The 22,774-nt window shown below is 45.1% G+C and carries 17 protein-coding genes; 15 read left to right on the top strand and 2 right to left on the bottom strand.

Annotated elements, in window-relative coordinates; genetic code table 11:
- The first annotated feature begins 35 nt into the window (after positions 1 to 35).
- From NQ489_RS15005 to larE, 11 genes are all read left to right on the top strand, one after another.
- Positions 36 to 938, top strand: coding sequence for a carbohydrate ABC transporter permease (locus NQ489_RS15005; protein WP_021650445.1), 903 nt, complete (start codon positions 36 to 38; stop codon positions 936 to 938).
- Between the two features lie 15 nt (positions 939 to 953).
- The gene (locus NQ489_RS15000) at positions 954 to 1,793 is read left to right on the top strand and encodes a carbohydrate ABC transporter permease (protein WP_021650444.1); all 840 of its coding nucleotides are present in this window, start codon (positions 954 to 956) and stop codon (positions 1,791 to 1,793) included.
- 116 nt (positions 1,794 to 1,909) lie between these two features.
- Entirely contained in the window at positions 1,910 to 4,129 is a 2,220-nt protein-coding gene (locus NQ489_RS14995) for an alpha-galactosidase (RefSeq protein WP_044960737.1), read from the top strand.
- A 149-nt stretch (positions 4,130 to 4,278) separates the two neighbouring features.
- A complete protein-coding gene (locus NQ489_RS14990) occupies positions 4,279 to 5,199 on the top strand; it encodes an AraC family transcriptional regulator (RefSeq protein WP_021650442.1) in 921 nt (306 codons plus the stop codon).
- A 423-nt stretch (positions 5,200 to 5,622) separates the two neighbouring features.
- Positions 5,623 to 6,948 carry an alpha-glucosidase/alpha-galactosidase gene (locus NQ489_RS14985; protein WP_021650439.1) on the top strand — a complete coding sequence of 442 codons (1,326 nt, stop codon included), beginning with the start codon at positions 5,623 to 5,625 and terminating at the stop codon, positions 6,946 to 6,948.
- A gap of 225 nt (positions 6,949 to 7,173) precedes the next feature.
- Positions 7,174 to 8,268, top strand: coding sequence for a GntR family transcriptional regulator (locus tag NQ489_RS14980; RefSeq protein ID WP_021650438.1), 1,095 nt, complete (start codon positions 7,174 to 7,176; stop codon positions 8,266 to 8,268).
- A 177-nt stretch (positions 8,269 to 8,445) separates the two neighbouring features.
- On the top strand, positions 8,446 to 9,945 hold the full coding sequence (gene araA, locus NQ489_RS14975; protein WP_021650437.1) for an L-arabinose isomerase: 1,500 nt from the start codon (positions 8,446 to 8,448) through the stop codon (positions 9,943 to 9,945).
- An 18-nt stretch (positions 9,946 to 9,963) separates the two neighbouring features.
- Positions 9,964 to 11,568, top strand: a complete 1,605-nt coding sequence (locus tag NQ489_RS14970; RefSeq protein WP_021650436.1) for a xylulokinase — start codon at positions 9,964 to 9,966, stop codon at positions 11,566 to 11,568.
- Between the two features lie 91 nt (positions 11,569 to 11,659).
- Positions 11,660 to 12,022, top strand: a complete 363-nt coding sequence (locus NQ489_RS14965) for a hypothetical protein (RefSeq protein ID WP_021650435.1) — start codon at positions 11,660 to 11,662, stop codon at positions 12,020 to 12,022.
- 398 nt (positions 12,023 to 12,420) lie between these two features.
- Complete coding sequence (locus NQ489_RS14960) at positions 12,421 to 13,221, top strand: MBL fold metallo-hydrolase (protein ID WP_022426660.1); 801 nt, start codon at positions 12,421 to 12,423, stop codon at positions 13,219 to 13,221.
- A 257-nt stretch (positions 13,222 to 13,478) separates the two neighbouring features.
- Entirely contained in the window at positions 13,479 to 14,306 is an 828-nt protein-coding gene (gene larE / locus NQ489_RS14955) for an ATP-dependent sacrificial sulfur transferase LarE (protein ID WP_021650432.1), read from the top strand.
- Between the two features lie 145 nt (positions 14,307 to 14,451).
- Here larE and NQ489_RS14950 read toward each other — a convergent pair whose 3' ends face one another.
- Together NQ489_RS14950 and NQ489_RS14945 are read right to left on the bottom strand one after the other, a co-directional pair.
- Positions 14,452 to 16,416, bottom strand: coding sequence for an oleate hydratase (locus NQ489_RS14950; protein ID WP_021650431.1), 1,965 nt, complete (start codon positions 16,414 to 16,416; stop codon positions 14,452 to 14,454).
- 157 nt (positions 16,417 to 16,573) lie between these two features.
- Positions 16,574 to 17,158 carry a TetR/AcrR family transcriptional regulator gene (locus NQ489_RS14945; protein ID WP_015526040.1) on the bottom strand — a complete coding sequence of 195 codons (585 nt, stop codon included), beginning with the start codon at positions 17,156 to 17,158 and terminating at the stop codon, positions 16,574 to 16,576.
- 141 nt (positions 17,159 to 17,299) lie between these two features.
- Between NQ489_RS14945 and NQ489_RS14940 the strand changes: the two genes are divergently transcribed.
- Genes NQ489_RS14940 through NQ489_RS14925 form a run of 4 tightly spaced genes read left to right on the top strand, consistent with a single transcriptional unit; the run spans position 17,300 to position 22,475 of the window.
- Positions 17,300 to 18,328, top strand: coding sequence for a sugar ABC transporter substrate-binding protein (locus NQ489_RS14940; protein WP_021650430.1), 1,029 nt, complete (start codon positions 17,300 to 17,302; stop codon positions 18,326 to 18,328).
- Complete coding sequence (locus tag NQ489_RS14935; RefSeq protein WP_021650429.1) at positions 18,306 to 19,814, top strand: sensor histidine kinase; 1,509 nt, start codon at positions 18,306 to 18,308, stop codon at positions 19,812 to 19,814. The genes NQ489_RS14940 and NQ489_RS14935 overlap by 23 nt, the downstream gene beginning before the upstream one ends.
- The gene (locus NQ489_RS14930; RefSeq protein WP_015526037.1) at positions 19,792 to 21,390 is read left to right on the top strand and encodes a response regulator transcription factor; all 1,599 of its coding nucleotides are present in this window, start codon (positions 19,792 to 19,794) and stop codon (positions 21,388 to 21,390) included. The genes NQ489_RS14935 and NQ489_RS14930 overlap by 23 nt, the downstream gene beginning before the upstream one ends.
- A 5-nt stretch (positions 21,391 to 21,395) precedes the next feature.
- The gene (locus tag NQ489_RS14925; RefSeq protein ID WP_021650428.1) at positions 21,396 to 22,475 is read left to right on the top strand and encodes a sugar ABC transporter substrate-binding protein; all 1,080 of its coding nucleotides are present in this window, start codon (positions 21,396 to 21,398) and stop codon (positions 22,473 to 22,475) included.
- The last annotated feature ends 299 nt before the right edge of the window (positions 22,476 to 22,774 follow it).

The raw sequence follows: 22,774 nt of genomic DNA, 5'->3' as shown, positions 1-22,774 counted from the left end.
CCTCATACATAGAAGGAATAGAAGGAGTGATTCTTATGGCTAAAACTACCAAGTCACAGGCACGGACAAAGAGAGAGCGCAGTGAGTTCCTCTGGGGCTGGCTGTTTATTCTCCCAACAACAATCGGACTGATCGTATTGAACATCATTCCGATCTTCCAGACTATTTACCAGAGCTTTTTCAAGACAGGAGATTTTGGTAAAGGAAATATCTTTATCGGTTTACAGAACTACCAGAAGGTTTTTGCAGATAAAGAGATCTGGCAGGCACTGATCAACACATTCAAATATGCGATCGTGGAGGTCCCTTTTTCCATTGTCATCGCACTTGTTCTTGCAGTACTTCTTAACAGAAAGATGAAGGGCCGTTCTATTTACAGAACCATCATCTTCCTTCCGATGGTAGCAGCTCCGGCAGCGGTAGCCATGGTATGGAGATGGCTGTTCAACTCTGATTATGGTCTTATCAATAACGTTTTCCATGTTCATGTAAACTGGGTTTCTAATCCGAAAATTGCAGTATTTGCAGTTGCGATCATCGGTGTATGGTCTATCATCGGTTACAATATGGTTCTTTTCCTGTCAGGACTTCAGGAAATCCCGAGAGATTATTATGAAGCAGCATCCATTGACGGTGCAACAGGCGTGAATGCATTCTTTAACATCACGGTCCCGCTTCTTTCACCAACCATTTTCTTCGTACTTGTTACCCGTGTGATCGGATCCCTTCAGGTATTCGACCTGATCTATATGGTTATTGACAAGTCAAACCCGGCACTTACCAAGACTCAGTCACTGGTTTACCTGTTCTATAAATATGCATTTATCAATAAGAACATGGGATACGGCGCTACGATCGTAGTAGTACTTCTTATTATCACCATGATCCTGACAGTATTCCAGATGATCGGTCAGAAGAAATGGGTATTCTACAACTAAAAAGGGGGATTAACCATGGATAGTATGGAAACAAAAAAGAAATTAACCACTATTTTAATACATGTCATACTGATCATTGTGTCCATAACGATGCTTGTGCCATTTATCTGGATGATCCTGACAGCTTTTAAAACTGTAACGGAAGCAACATCTGTAGATCCTTTCACCATTTTCCCGAAAATATGGAGAAAAGACGCATTTATTTCTGTTATCAATAACATGAACTTCCTGCTTCTGTACAAGAATACACTGCTTCTGATCTTCTTCCGAGTAGTGTGTGCGGTTCTTACAGCAACTATGGCAGGCTATGCATTTGGACGACTGAACTTCAAGGGCCGTGATCTCTGCTTCAGTCTTGTACTGTTCCAGATGATGGTTCCGGTACAGATCTTCATCATCCCGCAGTACCTGATGGTCAGCAAGATGGGTATGCTGAATACGATCTTTGCCCTTGTATTCCCAGGTATTGTTACTGCATTCGGTACTTTCCTTCTGAGACAGGGATATATGGGACTGCCGAAGGATCTGGAGGAGGCTGCCAGACTTGACGGATGTAACATCGGTCAGACCTTCCTTTACATCATGGCACCACTTACAAGATCCAGTATGGTCGCACTTGGAATTTTCACAGCTGTATTCGCATTCAAAGATCTGATGTGGCCGATGATCGTTAATACAGATAAGGATATGCTGGTACTTTCTTCCGCACTTGCAAAGATGCAGGGCCAGTACGTATCCAAATTCCCGGAACTGATGGCTGCATCTCTGATCGCCTGCATTCCGATGATCGTGATCTACATGATCTTCCAGAAACAGTTTATCGAAGGTATTGCTACCAGCGGTGGAAAACTGTAATCAGAAATATTACATAAGGTAATACAAGACCGCTGACAATGTATATAACTGAGGATTTGGTTATTGAGGTTGTCAGCGGTATTTTTATCCGCAGTAAACAAAAAAAGGAGAAAATTATGCCGATCAAATTTCACGAGGGATCAAAGACATTCCACATTTATAACAAACATTTAAGCTACATCACCTGTATCATGGAAAATGGCCAGATGGAGAATCTGTACTATGGAAAAGCTATCCGCGATAAAGAGGATTTCAGTTATCTTCACGAGGAGATCATGCGTTCCCTGATGGCTGTATGCGTTCCGGAACCGGGACTTCTTTCCATGCAGTATACCAAACAGGAGTATCCTGTTTACGGAACCGGTGATTTCAGAAATCCTGCCCTTACTGTTCGTCAGGAGAACGGAAGCGAGATCGTAGATTTCAAATATGTTTCTCATGAGATTTACGGCGGCAAGAAGAAGCTTGCCGGTCTTCCGGCAACCTACACAGAGAACGAGGAAGAGGCAACATCTCTGGACATTACACTTCATGATTCTGTGATGGACACAGACCTTGTTCTTACATATTCCGTATATGAGGATTACCCGGTGGTCACCAGAAGTGCACGCCTTGTTCAGAAAGGGAATCAGAAAATCCGTCTTGAGAACGTGATGAGTGCAGCAGTGGAGTTCCCGGATATGGATTATGAGATGATCCATCTTTCCGGTGCATGGGCACGTGAGCGCTATGTAAAAACACGCAAACTTGAGATGGGTATACAGGCTGTACAGAGTCTTGCAGGAACCGGCTCCAGCTCTGAGCAGAATCCGTTTATCGCGCTGAAGCGTCCTCATACAACAGAAGATACAGGCGAGGTTTTCGGCTTCAGCTTTGTGTACAGCGGCAACTTCCTTGCACAGGTCGAGGTTTCCACCTACGAGATGACACGAGTTATGATGGGAATCAATCCACAGGGATTTTCCTGGGAGCTTTCCAGAGATGAGGAATTCCAGACTCCGGAGGTTGTTATGGTATACAGCGATAAGGGCTTAAACGGAATGAGCCAGGCTTACCACAGACTGTACCGTGACCGCCTGATGCGCGGAAAATGGAGAAATCATGCACGCCCGATCCTTCTTAATAACTGGGAGGCAACCTATTTTGATTTTGATGAGGAAAAAATCCTCAATATTGCAAAAAAAGCCAAAGAGGTTGGGGTAGAGCTTTTCGTTCTGGATGACGGATGGTTCGGAACCAGAAACGATGATTACCAGGGCCTTGGCGACTGGTTCGTAAATAAGAATAAGCTTCCAAACGGAATTTCCGGACTTTCCCGCAAGATCGAGGAGATGGGCCTGAAATTTGGCCTCTGGGTAGAGCTTGAGATGGTAAACAAGAACAGCGACTGCTACAGAGCACATCCGGACTGGCTCATCGGAGCACCGGACCGTTTTGAGTCCCACTCAAGACATCAGCACGTTCTTGATTTTTCCAGATCTGAGGTTGTGGATTTTATTTATGATTCCATCTCCAAGGTTATCGAGGAATCTTCCATTTCCTACATTAAATGGGATATGAACCGCTACATGTCCGAGCCTTTCAGCCGCGGCGCATCTGCAGCAGATCAGGGCAAGACTATGCATAAATATATCCTTGGTGTATATGAGCTGTATACAAGACTGACAGAGAGATTCCCTGACATTCTCTTTGAATCCTGCGCAAGCGGCGGAGCAAGATTTGATCCAGGAATGCTGTACTTTGCACCGCAGACATGGACCAGTGATGATACCGATGCAGCAGAGAGAGAAAAAATCCAGTACGGTACCTCCTTTGTTTATCCGATCGTCAGCATGGGATCTCATGTATCAGCAGTACCGAATCATCAGCTGCACCGTACCACACCGCTTTCCACAAGAGCAAATGTGGCATATTTCGGAACCTTTGGCTATGAGCTGGATCTGAACCTTTTAAGTGCCAAAGAGATCGAAGAGGTAAAGGCACAGGTGGAATTCATGAAGGAACATCGTGACCTGATCCAGGTGGAGGGTGATTTCTACCGTATCTTAAGCCCGTTCGAAGGAAATGATACTGCATGGATGGTTGTTTCCAGAGACAAAAAGCAGGCAGTTGCCGGATACTATGAAAGACTGAACAAGGTCAATGCTTCCTGGATGCGTCTGCGCTTCAAGGGTCTTGACGAGGATCAGCTTTACAAAGTAAAATGGGAAGATAAGTGCCTGAAAGCTTACGGAAATGAGCTGATGTATGCAGGAATCCCGGTTGATCGTGACTACTGCAATAAGACAAACGGTGATTTCCATTCTGTATTGTATACAATTGAAGCAGAGGACTGATTTCTGTAAATGATGGAATAAAAATTATCTGCAGAAAAACATCCGCCTGACCAGAAAAATAACAGGCCGCCGGATATGGCGGCCTGTTATTGGGTGGCGAAGCAGCTCACAGGCGGAAACATAATATATGACATCAGGGAGGTGACAAGTTGCTTCACACAGTTGGTTTTACAAGCTCGGACAGCTTTAAATGTCTGGAGAATTTAAAGAAAGGTGCGGTGGATCTCTGTCTTACTTATTGTGGGTGGGAAAAATGCGATCCGGGACATCGATTTGGACCAAATAAAAGGATCTCTCATGTACTTCATATCGTGGAATCCGGAAGCGGAGTTTTTGAGATGGATGGCCATCAGTATCATCTGACAGGTGGAGAAGCATTTCTGATCCCATCCAGTGTGGAGGCCTGGTATGAGGCAGACATGGACAATCCCTGGACGTACCGCTGGATAGGATTTGAGGGAATGACTGCAGAGGAAGTGATCCATGTAAGTGGCTTTAGCCGGGAAAATCCGGTACGGAGGATCCACTGCATGGAAAATGCTGCGAAGTATATTGATGCAATGGTACGGACCAACAAGCTCGTTTTTGAAAATGAGCTGAAGCGAAACGGACTTCTGATGCTTCTTTTTTCTGACCTGATCACAGATAACCGGGATGCATGTCTGAGAGAAGGCAAGCTTCTTCCATCCCACAGATATCCAAATTCCGTTTATGTGGAGCATGCAGTGGATTACATTGCAGCCAACTTTGACAAGCGGCTGAAGATCAATGAGCTGGCAGACCGCATTGGCGTCAACCGGAGCTATCTTACCAGTTCGTTTAAAAAAAGCCTCGGATGCTCGCCGCAGGAATATCTTATGAATCTTCGCATTGAGAAGGCGAAAACTCTTCTGAAAAACGGAGATATTCAGGTCAGTGAAGTAGCTGCAAGAGTAGGGTATGGAGATCCGCTGGCTTTTTCCAAGGTATTCAAGGCAAGAACAGGAAGAAGTCCGAGAGAATACAAGGAAGAAAAGAGAAGACTTGTAGTGAAGGGGAAGAAGGGCGATTATACGGAATCTGAGGCCTGATAACTGGCAGTACCTTTTGTTGCTGGCAGACCTTTGCAATAAAAAATAACAGCTCTCTGTCCGAATCAGGATATATATGATCCTGGTATCGGATGGAGAGTTTTTGCATTATGGAAAATTACTTTGCAATGTTCCGAAAACATAAAAAAGCATAAAAACGAATGGAAGTAAATTTTATAGGAAATATGTTTTATAGGAAATTTCTGAACTGTATCAGTAAACGGGCATTTATATTTCATGCAACAAAACAACAATTATTGACATCAAAGTATATATTTTAAAGATACTTTCGGCAGTATCATAAAGACATAATAAAAACAAAGCGGAGCTGCACCGCAGAAACAGCAGAAAATCAGTACTTTTATAAAAAAACAGAGGTATTTTTCACAGAAATATCCAAAAAGACAGGCAGGAGGAACGAACATGATCAAAATTACATTTATGGGAGCAGGAAGCACGGTTTTCGCAAGAAATGTACTTGGTGACTGTATGTGTACACCGGCACTTCGCGAGAGCGAGATCGCACTTTATGATATTGACGAGAAGAGGCTGGAGGATTCCAGAATTATCTTAAGTGCCATCAACCACAACGTAAACGAGGATCGTGCAGTGATCAAGACCTATCTTGGTGCAGAGAACCGTAAAGATGCACTTCGAGATGCAGATTTCGTAGTCAACGCCATTCAGGTAGGCGGATATGAGCCATGCACAGTTACAGACTTTGAGATCCCGAAGAAATACGGCATTAAACAGACTATCGCAGATACTCTGGGAATCGGCGGAATCATGCGTGCACTTCGTACCATTCCGGTTCTGGAAGAGTTTGCCCGGGATATGGAAGAAGTCTGCCCGAACACTCTGTTCCTGAACTACTCCAACCCTATGGCAATGCTTACCGGCTATATGCAGCGTTTTACAAAGATCCGTACCGTAGGCCTCTGTCACAGCGTTCAGGTCTGCTCCCAGAAGCTTCTTGAGGGAATGGGAATGGAAGACAAGATTGAGGGACGTACAGAGCTGATCGCAGGTATCAACCACATGGCATGGCTCCTTGAGATCCACGACAAAGACGGAAATGATCTGTATCCGGAGATCCGCAGAATTGCCGAGGAGAAGAATACCTCCGGTGAGAAGCATGAGGACATGGTGCGTTATGAGTATATCCGTCATCTTGGATACTATTGTACAGAGTCCAGTGAGCACAATGCAGAGTATAATCCGTTCTTCATTAAATCCAAATATCCGGAGATGATCGAGGAGTTCAATATTCCGCTTGACGAATATCCGAGAAGATGTATCAAACAGATCGAGGGCTGGGAAAAAGAGCGCGAGGATATCCTCAAGGATGGTAAGATTGGTCATGAGAGAAGTAAAGAGTATGCTTCCTACATCATGGAGGCTGTTGTTACAAACACACCGTACAAGATCGGTGGAAATGTTCTTAACAACGGTTACATCGATAACCTTCCGTCAGATGCCTGCGTAGAGGTTCCATGCTATATCGACGGAACCGGTGTACATCCGGTAAAAGTGGGCAAGCTTCCTACACAGCTGGCAGCTATGAATTTATCCAATGTCAGCCCGCAGCTCCTTGCTATTGAGGCAGCAGTGACCAAAGACCGCCAGAAAATCTATCAGGCAGCCATGATGGACCCGCACACAGGTGCAGAGCTGAACATCAAAGACATCCAGGCAATGTGTGATGAGCTGATCGAGGCACATGGGGATTATATGAAGATGTACCGCTAAGGCAGGAAATGATCGGAAGGCAGCAGAAACTTTGAAATAAATATGCAAGGCGGCATAGAAAGGCCGGAACACCAGAATGGGGAGGGTGTTCCGGCCTTTTTTATATGGAACTTTTGTTAAATAATAAAAAACAACTTGTTCGTATGTATATACAAGTTATAAAATGATTACAGATGAAACGAACAGGATAAATACAGATCAAAATACAAACGAAGGGAGGAGCTTATGGCAGAAAACGGAAAAGCAAAATATTATGCACTGATGGAAGAAATGAAAACAGACATTCTTTCCGGAAAGATCCGTCCGGGTGAGAAGCTTCCCTCTGAAAACCAGCTCAGTGTCCGCTATGGGCTGAGCAGGCATACGGTGCGAAAGGCTCTGGGGATCCTGGCAGGAGATGGATACATAGAATCCTTTCAGGGAAAAGGAACCTTCTGTGCGGATGTGCTACGTCAGATCCACGGGACCGGAAACATCGCAGTGGTGACTACCTATATCTCGGATTATATTTTTCCAAGGCTGATCCAGGGGATCGATGAGGTACTGTCCGATAACGGGTACAGTATTATTCTGAAAAATACAGGAAACAGCCGTCAGAAGGAGGCAAGATTCCTGGAAGAGCTGATCAGTAAGGGGATTGACGGACTGATCATTGAACCCAGTAAAAGCGAGCTGTTGTGCAGACATGTAAGCCTGTACGAAACACTGGACAAGTATCAGATCCCATATATTTTTATCCAGGGGCTGTATACGGAGATGCAGGAAAAACCCCATATCCTCATGGATGATGCAGGTGGCGGTTATCTTGTTACAAAGCATCTCCTGGATTCCGGCAGACGTGACATCGCAGGTTTTTTCAAGGCAGATGACCGGCAGGGGATCGAACGGCACAAAGGGTATGTTAAGGCCTTGCAGGAGCAGGGAATCGCTTATGACCCGGATAAGGTGGTCTGGTTTCATACAGAGGATCGGCGCAGAAAACCGGCACTTATGGTCCGGAACATGGTCCGACAGAACTGCCTTCCGGAGGGAATTGTATGTTACAACGACCAGATCGCTGTCCAGGTCATGGAAGAACTGGAACGTCAGGGCAAAAAGATCCCGGAAGATGTTGCGGTAACCGGCTATGATAATTCACTATATGCAAGACAGGGACAGGGCATTACCACTATCACCCATCCCCAGGAAAAACTGGGAGAGATGGCGGCAAAGCTTCTCCTGGAAAAGTTAGGCGGTGTGCCTGATGAAGAAAGTACCGTAGAACGTCTGATCCGTCCGGAACTGATCATACGGGGCAGCAGCGTGAAAGCAGGGGCATGAGCACAGATACATAACCGTTTTATCAGATCGTTTTATTAGAGAATGAAGCAATATAGCTTACAGAGAGCCTTATAACATTTCAGAAGATCGGACGCATGTTGGCAGCAGAAATGAGCTGCAGATTTTCAGGAATGTTATGCATATGATATTAATTTTATTTTAAGGAGGATCTTTCACATGAAAACAGGAAGAGATTATAAATTCTGGTTTTGCACAGGTTCACAGGATCTTTACGGAGATGAGTGTCTCCGCAAGGTAGCCGAGCATTCCAAGATCATCGTAGAGGAGCTGAATAAATCCGGCGTACTTCCGTTTGAGGTTGTATGGAAACCAACGCTGATCACAAATGAGCTGATCCGTAAAACCTTTAATGATGCCAATGCAGATGAAAATTGTGCCGGCGTGATCGCATGGATGCACACATTTTCTCCGGCAAAATCCTGGATCCTTGGTCTCAAAGAGTATCGTAAACCGCTGTGTCACCTTCATACACAGTTCAATGTGGAGATTCCCTATGACACCATTGATATGGACTTTATGAATGAGAACCAGTCCGCACATGGTGGCCGTGAGTTTGGCCATATGGTAACCCGAATGGGAATCGAGCGTAAGGTCATTGCAGGACACTGGGCAGACAAAAAGGCCCAGGAGCGTCTGGCATCCTGGATGCGTACTGCAGTTGGTATCATGGAAAGCAGCCATATCCGTGTATGCCGTGTTGCGGATAACATGAGAAACGTAGCCGTAACAGAGGGCGATAAGGTTGAGGCTCAGATGAAATTCGGATGGGAGATCGATGCTTATCCGGTTAATGAGATCGCAGAATATGTTCAGGATGTAAGCCAGGGAGATATTGATGTTCTGGTAGAAGAATATTATAATAAATACGATATGATTCTGGATGGACGTGACCCTGAGGAATTTAAGAAGCATGTAGCAGTCCAGGCAGGGATCGAGATCGGTTTTGAGCGCTTCCTCGAGGAGAAAAACTATCAGGCTATCGTAACACACTTTGGTGATCTGGGCTCCCTGAAACAGCTTCCGGGACTTGCGATCCAGCGACTGATGGAAAAAGGCTATGGCTTCGGTGGCGAGGGTGACTGGAAAACAGCAGCTATGGTTCGCCTGATGAAGATCATGGCAGCAGGAAAAAAGGACGCCAGGGGTACTTCCTTTATGGAGGACTACACTTATAACCTGGTACCGGGTAAAGAGGGAATCCTTGAGGCACATATGCTGGAGGTTTGCCCATCCGTTGCTGATGGCAAGGTCAGCATGCGTGTATGCCCGCTTTCCATGGGAGATCGTGAAGATCCTGCAAGACTGGTATTTACTTCTAAGACAGGTCCTGGAATCGCAACATCCCTGGTTGACCTTGGTGACCGTTTCCGTCTGCTGATCAATGAGGTTGAGTGTAAGAAAACAGAGAAGCCGATGCCTGCACTTCCGGTAGGTACTGCATTCTGGACACCGAAGCCGGATCTTTCCACAGCAGCAGAAGCATGGATCCTTGCCGGCGGCGCACATCACACTGCATTTACCTATGACCTTACTGCAGAGCAGATGGGTGACTGGGCAGCAGCTATGGGTATTGAAGCGGTTTATATTGATGGCGATACAACGATCCGGAATCTGCAGAATGAGCTGAGATGGAACAGCATGTATTTCAGCAAATAATATGGGAGGTTTTTTACAATGGGAGTAAATGAGGCAAAAACAGCAATTCTTGAGAATCGCACGGCTCTTGGTATTGAGTTTGGTTCCACAAGGATCAAGGCAGTTCTGGTGGACGATAAGAACCAGCCCATCGCATCCGGAGCCTATGAATGGGAGAATCAGTATGTGGATGGTATCTGGACATACAGCCTGGAGGAAATCTGGAAAGGTCTCCAGGGCAGTTACCAGGATATGGAAGAAGATGTTCAAAAAAAATATGGAGTGGAGCTTACAAGCGTAGGTGCGTTTGGTGTCAGTGCCATGATGCATGGCTATATGCCGTTTAATAAAGAGGGAGAGCTGATGGTCCCGTTCCGTACCTGGAGAAACAACATCACAGGAGAAGCCTCTGAGAAGCTGGCAGAGCTTTTCCATTACAATATCCCTCAGAGATGGAGCATCGCACACCTGTATCAGGCGATCCTTAACGGTGAGGAGCATGTAAAAGATATCGATTATATCACCACTCTGGAAGCCTATGTGCATTGGAAACTCACCGGAAAAAGAGTTCTTGGTATCGGTGATGCGGCAGGTATGTTCCCAATCGACAGTGAAACGAAGGACTATAACGAGGAGATGGTTCAGAAGTTCGATGAACTGGTTGCGCCTTATGGTTTCCCATGGAAGCTTCGCGATATTATGCCGAAAGCTCTGGTGGCAGGTCAGGATGCAGGAGTTCTTACTGAGGAAGGCGCAAAGCTTCTGGATGTAAGTGGAAAGCTGAAAGCTGGAATCCCGATGTGTCCGCCTGAGGGAGACGCAGGAACCGGTATGGTTGCCACAAACAGTGTCCGTCGGCGTACCGGAAATGTTTCTGCGGGAACATCTGTATTTGCCATGATCGTCCTGGAGAAGGCACTTTCCAAACCGTATAAAGAAATCGACATGGTTACTACTCCGGCAGGAGATCCGGTTGCCATGGCACATTCCAACAACTGTACTTCGGATCTGAACGCATGGGTAAATGTGTTTAAGGAATTTGCAGAAGCTATGGGCATGGAAGTAGATATGAACAAACTGTTCGGAACTCTTTATAACAAAGCCATGGAAGGCGACCCGGACTGTGGCGGACTTCTTTCCTACTGCTATTTCTCCGGTGAGCATATGACTGGTTTTGAAGAGGGACGCCCACTGTTTGTACGTTCTCCTGAGAGTAAATTTACACTGGCAAACTTTATGCGAAATAATCTTTACACCTGCCTCGGCGCCATGCGTGTAGGTCTGGATATCCTTCTGAATCAGGAGCATGTAAAGATCGACAAGCTTCTGGGCCATGGCGGCCTCTTTAAGACAAAGGGTGTCGGCCAGCAGATCCTTGCAGATGCGGTAAATGCACCGGTATCTGTAATGTCCACAGCAGGAGAAGGCGGAGCCTGGGGAATCGCGCTTCTGGCTTCCTATCTGATCAACAAAAAAGATGGTGAAGACCTTGCAGACTTCCTGGATGAGAATGTCTTCAAAGGAAACGAAGGCAGTACACTTGCGCCGGAAGCTGAAGGTGTGAAAGGATTCAACGCATTTATGGATCGGTATATGAAAGGTCTTGGCATTGAGCGTGCGGCTGTAGAGTCTGAGATATGGTAAAACGAAGAACGGATTGAAATAAAAATCTTCGATTTACTGGCATAATAGAAAAATCTGTTAATTTATTGTATGTGCTTAAAGAGGAATATAAATGAAGCAGATGATTTATGAAAAGAAGAAACCGACTCCAGGCCAGCTTGTACATATCATGATCGACCGTCCAATGAACAGTTATCATCCGGAACACAAAGAGCTTTTTTATCCGGTAAATTGCGGCTACATCGAAGGAATCATCGCTCCGGACGGTGAGGAACAGGACGTTTACGTTCTGGGAATCGATCACCCGGTAAAAGAATTTACAGGAAAAGTGATAGCTATCATCCACCGCCTTAATGATATGGAAGACAAATGGGTGGCAGTTCCGGAAGATATGACCATGACAGCTCAGGAGATCAAAGAACAGGTCCGGTTTCAGGAGCAGTATTTTGAGACAGAGATAGAGATGCTGGAATAACAAAAATATAAAACAGGAGCAGACATGGTACGCCATGTGACTGCTCCTGTTTTTGTACAGGATCCATATATTATATATTTTTGTTATCTGCGATGCAGATAAACTGGATGACAGAGGATGCAAGGGAGCACCGGACTGGATTCTGTGAAAGCAGGAATATATGAAGATTTGTGGATTGATTTTTCTGCTATGAAAATGAATGGATCTTATTGAAAATATTTCTTCATAATGTTATCATTGGACACGAAAAACACAGAAAAAATAAGAAAACAAAAAATTAAACGGTTGTATATGTGTCTGTAATATGACCAGAGACAGCCGGTCAGAGTGTCGGAGAGCAGAATGGTGGGTGGCTGAATGAATGTTTGATGACCAGGGCTATACAGGAGGAGAACAGAATGAAATTAACCATGCTTGGAACAGGTAACGCACTGGTAACAGAGTGCTACAATACATGTTTTGTGCTCAGCGATGAGTACGGCCATTTTCTGGTTGACGGAGGCGGCGGAAATACGGTGCTTTCCCAGCTGAAGAAGGCTGGCGTTGATCTGATGGATGTTCATGAGATCTTTGTTACACATAAGCACGTAGACCATATCATGGGGATCGTGTGGGTGATCCGCATCATTTGCCAGAACATGAAAAAAGGCACTTATCAGGGCGAGGCAAACATCTATGCTCATGATGAAGTGATCGGACTTCTGAAAGACATGGCATTTAAGCTTCTGAATAAGAAGGAGACACAGTACATCGGTGACAGACTTCATCTGATCGAGGTAAAAGACGGCGAGGAAAAAACAATTCTTAATAAGAAAGTGACCTTCTTTGATATCGGTTCAACCAAGGCGAAACAGTTCGGTTTCCAGATGATCTATGACGGTGGTAAGGTACTTACCTGCTGCGGAGACGAGCCATACAATGAATGTGAAGAGAAATACGCAAAAGGCAGCGACTGGATGTTCCACGAAGCATTCTGTCTGTATGGACAGCGTGATATCTTCAATCCATATGAGAAGCATCACTCCACAGTTAAGGATGCCAGTGAGCTGGCTGAGAACCTTGGAGTTAAGAATCTTGTCCTGTATCACACAGAGGATAAGAACATTAAGAAACGTAAAGAGCTTTACGGAGCAGAAGGCAGAGAGTATTATCACGGAAATCTGTTTGTTCCGGATGATCTTGATGTGATCGAAATGTAATAACTGTAAAAAGAAAGACTGGAAGTATGGCATATGCTGTATTTCCGGTCTTATTATGTTTGGAAACAGAGAGGATACTAATAAATTTCATAGTACATCTGTCAGGTAGAAAAATACTTGTATGGCAAAAAGGTATCGTTTACAATAAAGAATACACACATAGCATTGCAAGAGCATGTCAATAAGAACAGATCTGAAAATTACAGATTCAGATCCGGCAAAAATAAGATTTTACAAATTACGAGGTGACAGAACATATGCCAGCAACAGATAACATCACACTTGAAAAAAAATACAGAAAACTCCAGGAAATCCTCCGTTCCCTGGGAAGTGTAGCCGTAGCTTTTTCCGGTGGAGTGGACTCCACATTTTTGCTGAAAGCTGCACAGGAAACACTTGGTGACAAAGCTATGGCCATTACTGCATGTCCATGCTCCTTCACCGACAGAGAACTGAAAGAAACGCAAGATTTCTGCCAGGAAAATCACATTTGCCAGGAGATATGCAAGATCAACGAATTCGACATCCCGGGGTTCCGTCAGAATCCGCCGGACCGCTGCTATATCTGTAAAAAAGCCATCTTTACCAGACTTTGGGAAGTTGCAAAGGCGCGCCATATGAACATGATCGTGGAAGGTTCCAACATGGATGATCTGGGCGACTACCGTCCGGGAAAAAGGGCTATCCAGGAGCTTGGGGTCCGCAGTCCGCTCCAGGAAGCAGGCCTCTATAAAGAAGAGATCCGGGAGCTGTCAAAAGACATGAATCTTCCAACCTGGAACAAGCCATCTTTTGCCTGTCTTGCTTCCAGATTTGTATACGGTGAGACCATTACCGAGGAGAAGCTTCACATGGTAGATCAGGCCGAGCAGTTTCTGATGGATCTGGGATTCCATCAGTTCCGTGTTCGCATCCACGGTACCATGGCAAGGATCGAGGTTCCGGAAGAAGAGATCCTGAAAATTGCAGATAATGAAACAAGAGCAAAGATCACAGAGAAATTCCGCACATTGGGATTTTCTTACGTGACTCTGGATCTTCAGGGCTTCCGTTCCGGAAGTATGAATGAAACACTGGGAAAATAAGTATCAGAAAATAAAATAATCCCCCGGAAATACCGCGTGAGAAGTATTTCCGGGGGATTGCTGCACGAATAGAACCGGAGGCTCCGTTACTGTTTTCAAATCTTAATTTTCGGATTGAGAATATCTGTCTGGCAGGCTGTATATTTTACATATAATCCTTCAGCACATCATGATCCCGCAGTACCTTCTCAACCACAGTACCCTTCACAACATTAAGAAGTGGTTTCTTCAGTGCATTCAGCGGCCCTGGCAGCTGGATCTCCAGCGGGGATTTTCCGTCCATCAGCTTCACACTGCTGTCCAGAAGCTCACGGATATCGTAAACGCTTCCCCATACTTCCGGAACACCACGGTCTACACCGAAAAGTCCGTATACAGCCTCCATTGCAGTACGTACGGAATACTCTGTTGTGAATACGGTATCACGAGGAGTATCCGCAAACTGGCCCAGGAATGCAAAGTTTACACAGCCATCCGGGATAACATCCGGGCGGTCACCTTTGGTACGCGGCATGAAGAAGGCGGTGATGTACGGCATCATGGTCGGAACGCAGACAGCACTGTTTTCTGCCATATCGTCGATCTGATCTACCGGAACACCCAGGTGGTACAGCCACTCAGCGGTAATTTCCTTACCGGTACAATCCTTCATCGGTTTTTTGATATAATCACCGGGAACATCGGTAAACAGTCCGTAAACCCATACGCAGACTTTCTTCGGATCCTGTTCCTTGAACTGTCCCTGACGGTTGATGGTCCAGCTTAAGAGCCATTTGGAATCCTGGCAGCTTACGATACCACCGGTAACAACCTTGCCGGTACGTGGGTCACGCTGGCAGATGTTGGTGATATAAGGGATGATACGGTCATCCAGAGTGGTGACAGTAGCAGATTCCCAGTTTGTCTTGGCAATGTCTGAGCAGAATTTCTCCGGATGTCCGAATGACGGATCCTGAGCTGCGATATTTTTCCACAGGGACCAAACGCCACTGGTACGGACCTCCGCGTCGCCGTTTGGCGCGTGGTTCTGGTCGCCGTAGATCGTACCCTCTGTACAGCTTCCGTTAGTGACGAAAACATAATCATTCTCTGTAAGAAGGATACCCTGCTCCACACCTTTTACCTTGCACTCGATAGCAGTGGCGATCTTTTTGCCATCCTTGAAATTAAAGATCACGTTTGTGACCTCAGTATTAAACTGGAAGTCAACACCTGCATCCTCCAGATATTTTTTCATGGGAAGGATCAGGGATTCGTACTGGTTGTACTTGGTGAATTTCAGGGCGCTGAAATCCGGAAGGCCTGCAATGTGGTGGATAAAACGCTGGAAGTAAAGCTTCATCTCCAGAGCACTGTGCCAGTTTTCAAATGCGAACATGGTTCTCCAGTACAGCCAGAAGGTGGAATCAAACACTTCATCGTCAAATACATCTTCGATGGTTTTATCGTAAAGATCCTCATCCTTTGTCATGAACAGCTTCATGATCTCCATGCAGCCCTTCTGGCTCAGGTTGAATTTTCCGTCGGTGTGGGCATCCTGTCCACGGTTGACGGTTGCACGGCAGAGAGAATAGTTCGGGTCGTGCTTGTTCAGCCAGTAGAACTCGTCCAGAACAGAAGCACCCGGTTTTTCAAGGGAAGGAATACTGCGGAAAAGATCCCACAGGCACTCGAAATGGTTTTCCATCTCACGACCGCCACGCATGATATAGCCTCTGGACGGATCAAAGATTCCATCGCAGGCACCTCCGGCAATATCCATGGCTTCCAGGATGTGGATATGATCACCTGGCATCTGTGCGTCTCTTACCAGGAAGCATGCAGCAGCCAGGGAAGCAAGACCGCTTCCTACAATGTAGGCATGCTTGTCGTCCACACCTTCCGGTTTTTCCGGACGGGCAAAGGCTTCGTAGTTACCGTTGGAATAATAAATCCCTTTGCTGTTTTTGTCATGCTTTCCACGCTCGGTGTTGCGGTAGTTTGTAGTAGTTTCTTTCACATGGAGGTTTTCCTCTTCGTTGATCTCTCTTGTTTTTTTCATCAGCATGGCTGCGCCGGCTCCGGCTGCCGCAAGTGCTGCAAGTCCCATGAATCCTTTTTTATCTGACATATGACATCCACCTTTCGTAAATGAGATACCTGTTTGTATCGGATTAACTGTTCTTTGTTGCTGTTGAGGCTATGATAGCCCATCCGGAAAAAAGATTCTATTTACAAAATACCGAAAGTGTTCAGTTTTTTATCATTATGTCTGTTTTGATAAGTTTTTATTCTGTATGCATTTCTGCTGTTTTGTTTCTGGCGGCAAAATTGCGGATGGCGTTGTCGATGCTTCCGTACAGTGCGGTTGCGGTATCATCTGCGATTTCGCGATAATCTTCGCGCATGCCGTTTTTGATCCAGTCCAGCATGATCCCTACAAAGCTGTATTTATACAGATCTGCGATAAAAATTTTCTGTTCATCCGTGATGGGGATATCTTTTGATTTTTCTGTTACCACGCCCATAAGAAGATCGCAGGTAAGCTGGAACAGATAATTCTCGATCTGTTCCCGCCCCACGCAGCGGTATACATTTAAGATAAACGGCTTGTTTTCCATCACGGCATCAAAGATCTGCAGAAGCCCTTCATGCCAGGTGGAAGAGGTTTTTTTGCCCTGAAGGGCAATTCTGGCATCTTCCAGACAGCACCACTCCACAAGATCATAGATATCTTTGAAATGATAGTAAAAAGTCATGCGGCTGATCCCGCAGTCCGTAGTCAGGTCGTTGATGGTGATCTTATCTAAAGGCTTCTTAAGAAGCAGATGTTTCAGGGATTCTTCCAGGGCAAGCTTGGTTGCGTTTGTCATGTCTTGCGGCCTCCTTTGGCAAGGTTATAGTTATTAATATAACATGAAAGTGCACAGAAAATCCATGTTAAACAGTGACTTTTCTGTGAAATTATGATAGACTGAACCTGGAATATTTTGCGGAACAGAACGGAGTGTACTATGAAGAAAAAATCAGTTTGTATCCTGCTGATCTTTGCTGCCGTGATAGTACTTACTTATGTGACAGGAGAATCCTATTACAGAGGAATCAGTGAAAAAGCAGGGTTGGATAAACAGGAAGAGAAAATATATAAATATCAGTATGACATGATCGTGGACAGCCCCGATTCCCAGTTCTGGCAGGCAGTATATGACAGTGCGAAGAAAAAAGCAGCTCCCAATAATGTACTGATTGAGATCATGGGGCCGGACAGAGAAACATCCTATGATAAACTTGATTATATGAATATGAGTATTGCGGCCAAGGCGGATGGTATTATCCTGCAGTATAATGGAGAAGCCGGTCTGGAAGAAGCAATCAATACTGCAGTAAGAAACGGAATACCGGTGGTTACAGTCATGAGTGATGCGGTGCACAGCCGCCGCCAGAGCTTTGTGGGAGTCAGCGATTATCAGCTTGGCATGGCTTACGGGGAAATTGTTGCCAAATACGTGGATGAGAACACGAAGAAGATCCTGATCCTGCAGAAATGGGATATTGATGATATGAACGAAAGTCAGATATACACTCAGATCAGCAATGCGGTGAAGATGGCAGCTGGGTCTGAGGATATTGAGATCAAGGGAAGGAATCTTCTGTCAACAGGAACCTTTGAAACAGAGGAGGCAGTTACTGATATTTTTCAGCAGAAGCGGAATGTTCCGGATATCCTTGTGTGTATGGATGAGGAGACAACGGAGTGTGCAAGACAGGCAATTCTGGATTTCAACCTTGCAGGAAAAGTGAAGATCATTGGTTATTATACATCTGAGGATATTCTGGCGGCAGTTGAAAAAGGTGTTATTTCAGTTACCTGTGATGTGGACACGACCCAGCTGGGACAGTACAGTGTGGAGGCAGTTATCAGCTATATAGAAGATGGAAGAACCAATTCTTTCTACAACGTAGACATTAATTTTCTTGACAGAACAGCAGTGAAGAAGATGAGGAGGGAGGCAGTCACAGATGAAAAAGATCCGTTGGAGTGACTTTTCTCTTGTAAGCAAGATCATGATCGAGGTTGGCGTGCTGGCAGTTTTACTGTTCAGCATCAACATGTTGTTTTATGCGCGGATCAACAACTCCATGCAGGAGATGGATGATGTGTATGCCAGCAATGCCCAGATCACAGAGCTTGGGCAGGTTTTTGACGATGTGCAGGACAGTATGTACCAGTATCTGAAGGTAAAAAACTCTCAGGCACTGATGGATTATTATCAGAATGAGGCGAAATACAGGCAGGAGCTGGAGAAGTTAAATGAACGGAATATTGATGATTCCGTAAAACTTCTGGAGAAGAAGATACGTAAGATGTCGGAATCATATCTTTCCTGTACCGCAGGAACTGTAGCTGCCAAGAGAGGCAGGAATGTGGAGAAATATAAGCAGGAATATGATGAAAGTCTGGAGCTTTACAGTTATATCCAGAGTTCTATGGATGAGCTGAACAAGCAGCTTTTTAAAGAAAATTCCCAGACTTATGCAGCTCTCCGGGCGGTTATGAGATATCTGGAGATCAGTAATATGATGATCATGCTTCTGGTGGTGATCTGTGGAATGTTCCTTCTGATCATGGCAACAAGGGAGATGTTCCTGCCGCTGACTAATATGGCAGAAACTGCACAGCTGGTAGGTCAGGGGAATTTTAATGTAAAGATGCCCCCAGCAGATTCCAGGGATGAGCTTGGAACGGTAACAAGAGCCTTTAATACCATGGTGGATAATCTTGGTCTTTACATTGCCAGGACAAAGGCCAGCATGGAAAAAGAACAGCAGATGATAGAGAGGGAGCTTTTGATGGAAACACATCTCAAGGAGGCACAGCTTAAGTATCTCCAGTCTCAGATTAATCCGCATTTCCTTTTTAATTCCCTGAATGCAGGAGTACAGCTTGCAATGATGGAGGATGCAGAAAAAACCAGTATCTTTGTGGAAAAGATGGCAGATTTTTTTCGCTACAATGTAAAGAAGGGTGAGGAAGATGCCACACTGGAGGAAGAACTGGAGGCTGTGGACAATTACATTTATATTCTGAATGTACGGTTTGCCGGGGACATCCATTTTTCAAAAAAAGTGGAATGTGATGTGGAAAATGTACGTGTTCCCAGTATGATCCTGCAGCCGGTTGTGGAAAACGCAGTCAATCATGGAATCCGGAATATAGATTGGGAAGGACATATTGATCTCAGTGTGGAGAGATGGAACGACCATATTGAGATCAGTGTTCGGGATAACGGACTGGGCATGACCGGAGAACAGATACAAAGAGTACTGTCAAAAAAAGTCCACAGCAGTTCAGGCGAGGGTGATTCCACGGGAATCGGAATGAATAATGTGATCAGCCGTCTGGAACTGTATTATGAGCGGGACGGATTAATGGAAATATACAGTGAAGGTGAAGGAATGGGAACAGAGGTAGTGATCAATATTCCTCTGGAGAGGAGCGAAAAAAATGTACAGAATCCTGATTGCTGATGATGAGGGGATCATGCTGGAATCCCTGAAAAATATTATAAGTTCCAACTATGGAAATGAATGTGAGATCCATACAGCCAAGACAGGCCGTGTGGTTGTGGAGGAGGCGGAGAAATATCCGCCGGATATCTGCTTTATGGACATTCAGATGCCGGGCTTAAGTGGAATCCAGGCAATCCGGGAAATTCAGAAATTTAACAGATCTGTGGTCTTTGTGATCATTACAGCCTATGATAAATTTAATTATGCCAAGGAAGCGGTAAATCTTGGAGTTATGGAATTTCTTACCAAGCCGGTAAACAAAAAGGTGATTCTGGAAATATGCTCCAAAGCTATGGAAAAGGTAGATTCTACAAGACAGAAGCGAAGCGATGATCTCCGTATCCGTGAAAAGCTGGAGACAGTTGTGCCCATGATTGAGAGCGGATATATCAATAATATTCTTCTGCAGGATGATTTTCAGACATATCAGGATAATTACAGGGAGCTTCTGGATATCCGGGAAGAATATGGATATATGATCGTGGCTGAATTCGGGGATTCCACGGAAAATGGCGTTCTTACCAATGCGGTGGGGGCCAGTGTGAAGGCAAACAAATTTTATTCCACATTCCGGGAAATCGCTCAGGGATTTTTTGAATGTCTGGTAGGACCCATTATGGGAAACCGTATTGTACTGCTTGTTCCATACCGTAATTCCAGGGAGTCCTATGAGGAACGTGTGGAGGTTGTAACAAGAACCAGAAACATGGTACATAAGCTGGAAAGCAGGATCGACAGTAAATTTCGCTGTGGTATCGGCCGGGTGAAGGAGATGGGAAGCACCATGAAAGAATCCTTCAAGGAGGCCATGATCGCACTTCGGGAAAGCACCAGCCATGTTATACATATTGAGGATGTTCCGGCTGCACAGAAATATGACGGCGAATATCCAAGAGATTTGGAACGTCGCTATGAAAAGCGGGTGATGGATAAGGATGTGGCAGGAGCTTTAAGCTGTGCCGAGGAATTTATCCGGTGGATGGAGAAGCAGCCGGGAGTAGATCTGGAGGACATGCGCATCAAGATCCTGGAGCTTGTGATGGGAGTGGAAAAAAAGGCCTTTTTTGCAGGTACCGTGAAATATGCGATCAGCTGCCGCAGAAATTATATTCATGAGATCCAGGAATATACAGATATAGAAGGAATGAAAAAATGGTTCCTGGGCAAAACATCAGAAATCTGCAGTAACATGGAAAGTGCAAGGGAAAAAGAAGCGGTTTCTATTATCGAAAAAGCAAAGTCCTATATTCGGGACAATTACAAAAAAGATATTTCACTGGATGAGGTGTCACGGGAGGTGGATATCAGCCCTTATTATTTCAGCAAGCTTTTTAAGCAGGAGACCGGAGGAAATTTTATCGAGTATCTTACAGAAGTGCGGCTTCGGAATGCAAGAGAACTTCTCAAGGATTCAGGGCTTTCCATCAAGGAGATCTGTGCGGAATCCGGATACAGCGACCCCAATTATTTCAGCAGGATATTCAAGAAATACGAAGGCGTGACACCAAGTGAATTCAGAGAGAAGTTGAGGTAGACAATATGAGCGGGGGGAAAATGATTAGGAAGCTGTTGATCTTGCTGTGTCTGTTGACATTGATGCTGAATGGCTGCGCTTCCGAAAAAACAAAGCAGACAGCTGCACAGGAAAACGATACAGAGGAAGACAGTGGTGAAAAGAAAATTCAGATCGGTCTTACAGTGGATTCTTTTGTTATTGAGAGGTGGATTCGTGACAGGGATGTATTCGTGGCAACAGCAAGGGAGCTGGGAGCGGAAGTGAATGTTCAGGATGCGGGAGCAGATACAAAAGAGCAGATCAGCCAGATTGACTATTTTATCAAGAAGCATATGGACGTGATCGTGATCATTGCCAGAGACTGCAAAGCATTATCTGAGGCTGTGGAGCGTGCCCACAATGCAGGAATCAGGGTGATCTCCTATGACCGCATGGTAAATGATGCGGATACAGACATGTATATTTCCTTTGATAACCGGAAAGTCGGAGAGATCATGGCACAGTCCATGATGGAAGCGATCCCTGATGGCGGAAAGATTTTTATGATCCAGGGCTCTGCTTCAGATAACAATGTGGACATGGTAAAAGAGGGATTTGAAGACACTCTGAAAAACAGTGATCTGAAGGTAGTTTACGAAGCCAACTGTGAGGGCTGGATCGCAGAGCTGGCAGCAGATTATGTGGAGGAAGCACTGGAAGAGTATCCTGATGTAAAGGGAATCATGTGCGGAAATGATGATATTGCCAGCCAGGTGATACAGATTCTTGCGGAAAACCAGCTTGCCGGACAGGTGATCGTGGTAGGCCAGGATGGTGATCTGGCTGCATGTCAGCGTATTGTGGAAGGAACCCAGTACATGACAGCATTTAAATCTATCGAAGATCTGGCACGCCAGGCAGCTGAATATGCGGTGAAGATGGCAGAAGAGGGAAAGATTCCGTCAGATGTGACAGATACCATGAGCGATGGAAGCTATGATATCCCGGCGAAGGTGCTGGAACCGGTTGCCGTTACAAGGGATAATATTGATGAGGTGATCATTGACGGCGGTTTCCACAGACGAGATGAAGTATATCTCAATATAGATTACGATACAGAGTAATGCAGAACAGATTGCATACCGGCATATATGTGGCAGTGAAATTCTGCAAGTAATGTGGCAGTGTATCCATATGCGCAATAATACACAATTATGACAAAAATCAATAGCAGATTTTTGGTGCAAAAATGTCTTGCCTGATGCAGGGCATTTTTCTTTTGCAAAAAAATGTCTCTGTCCTTGCCAACTATGTCCAGACAGTCCTGTGTTATAGTAACATCATCAAAGGAAACGTGATTCCAAAAACAAATAATGAAACGGAGGATTTTACAATGAAAAGAAAAATGGTATCTGCACTTCTT

This window comes from Blautia sp. KLE_1732_HM_1032 (assembly GCF_025147905.1).
In the GTDB taxonomy this organism is placed as follows: Bacteria; Bacillota; Clostridia; order Lachnospirales; family Lachnospiraceae; genus Blautia_A; species Blautia_A fusiformis.
Note: the sequence above shows the minus strand (reverse complement) of the source record. Positions and strands in the feature narration are given on the sequence as shown.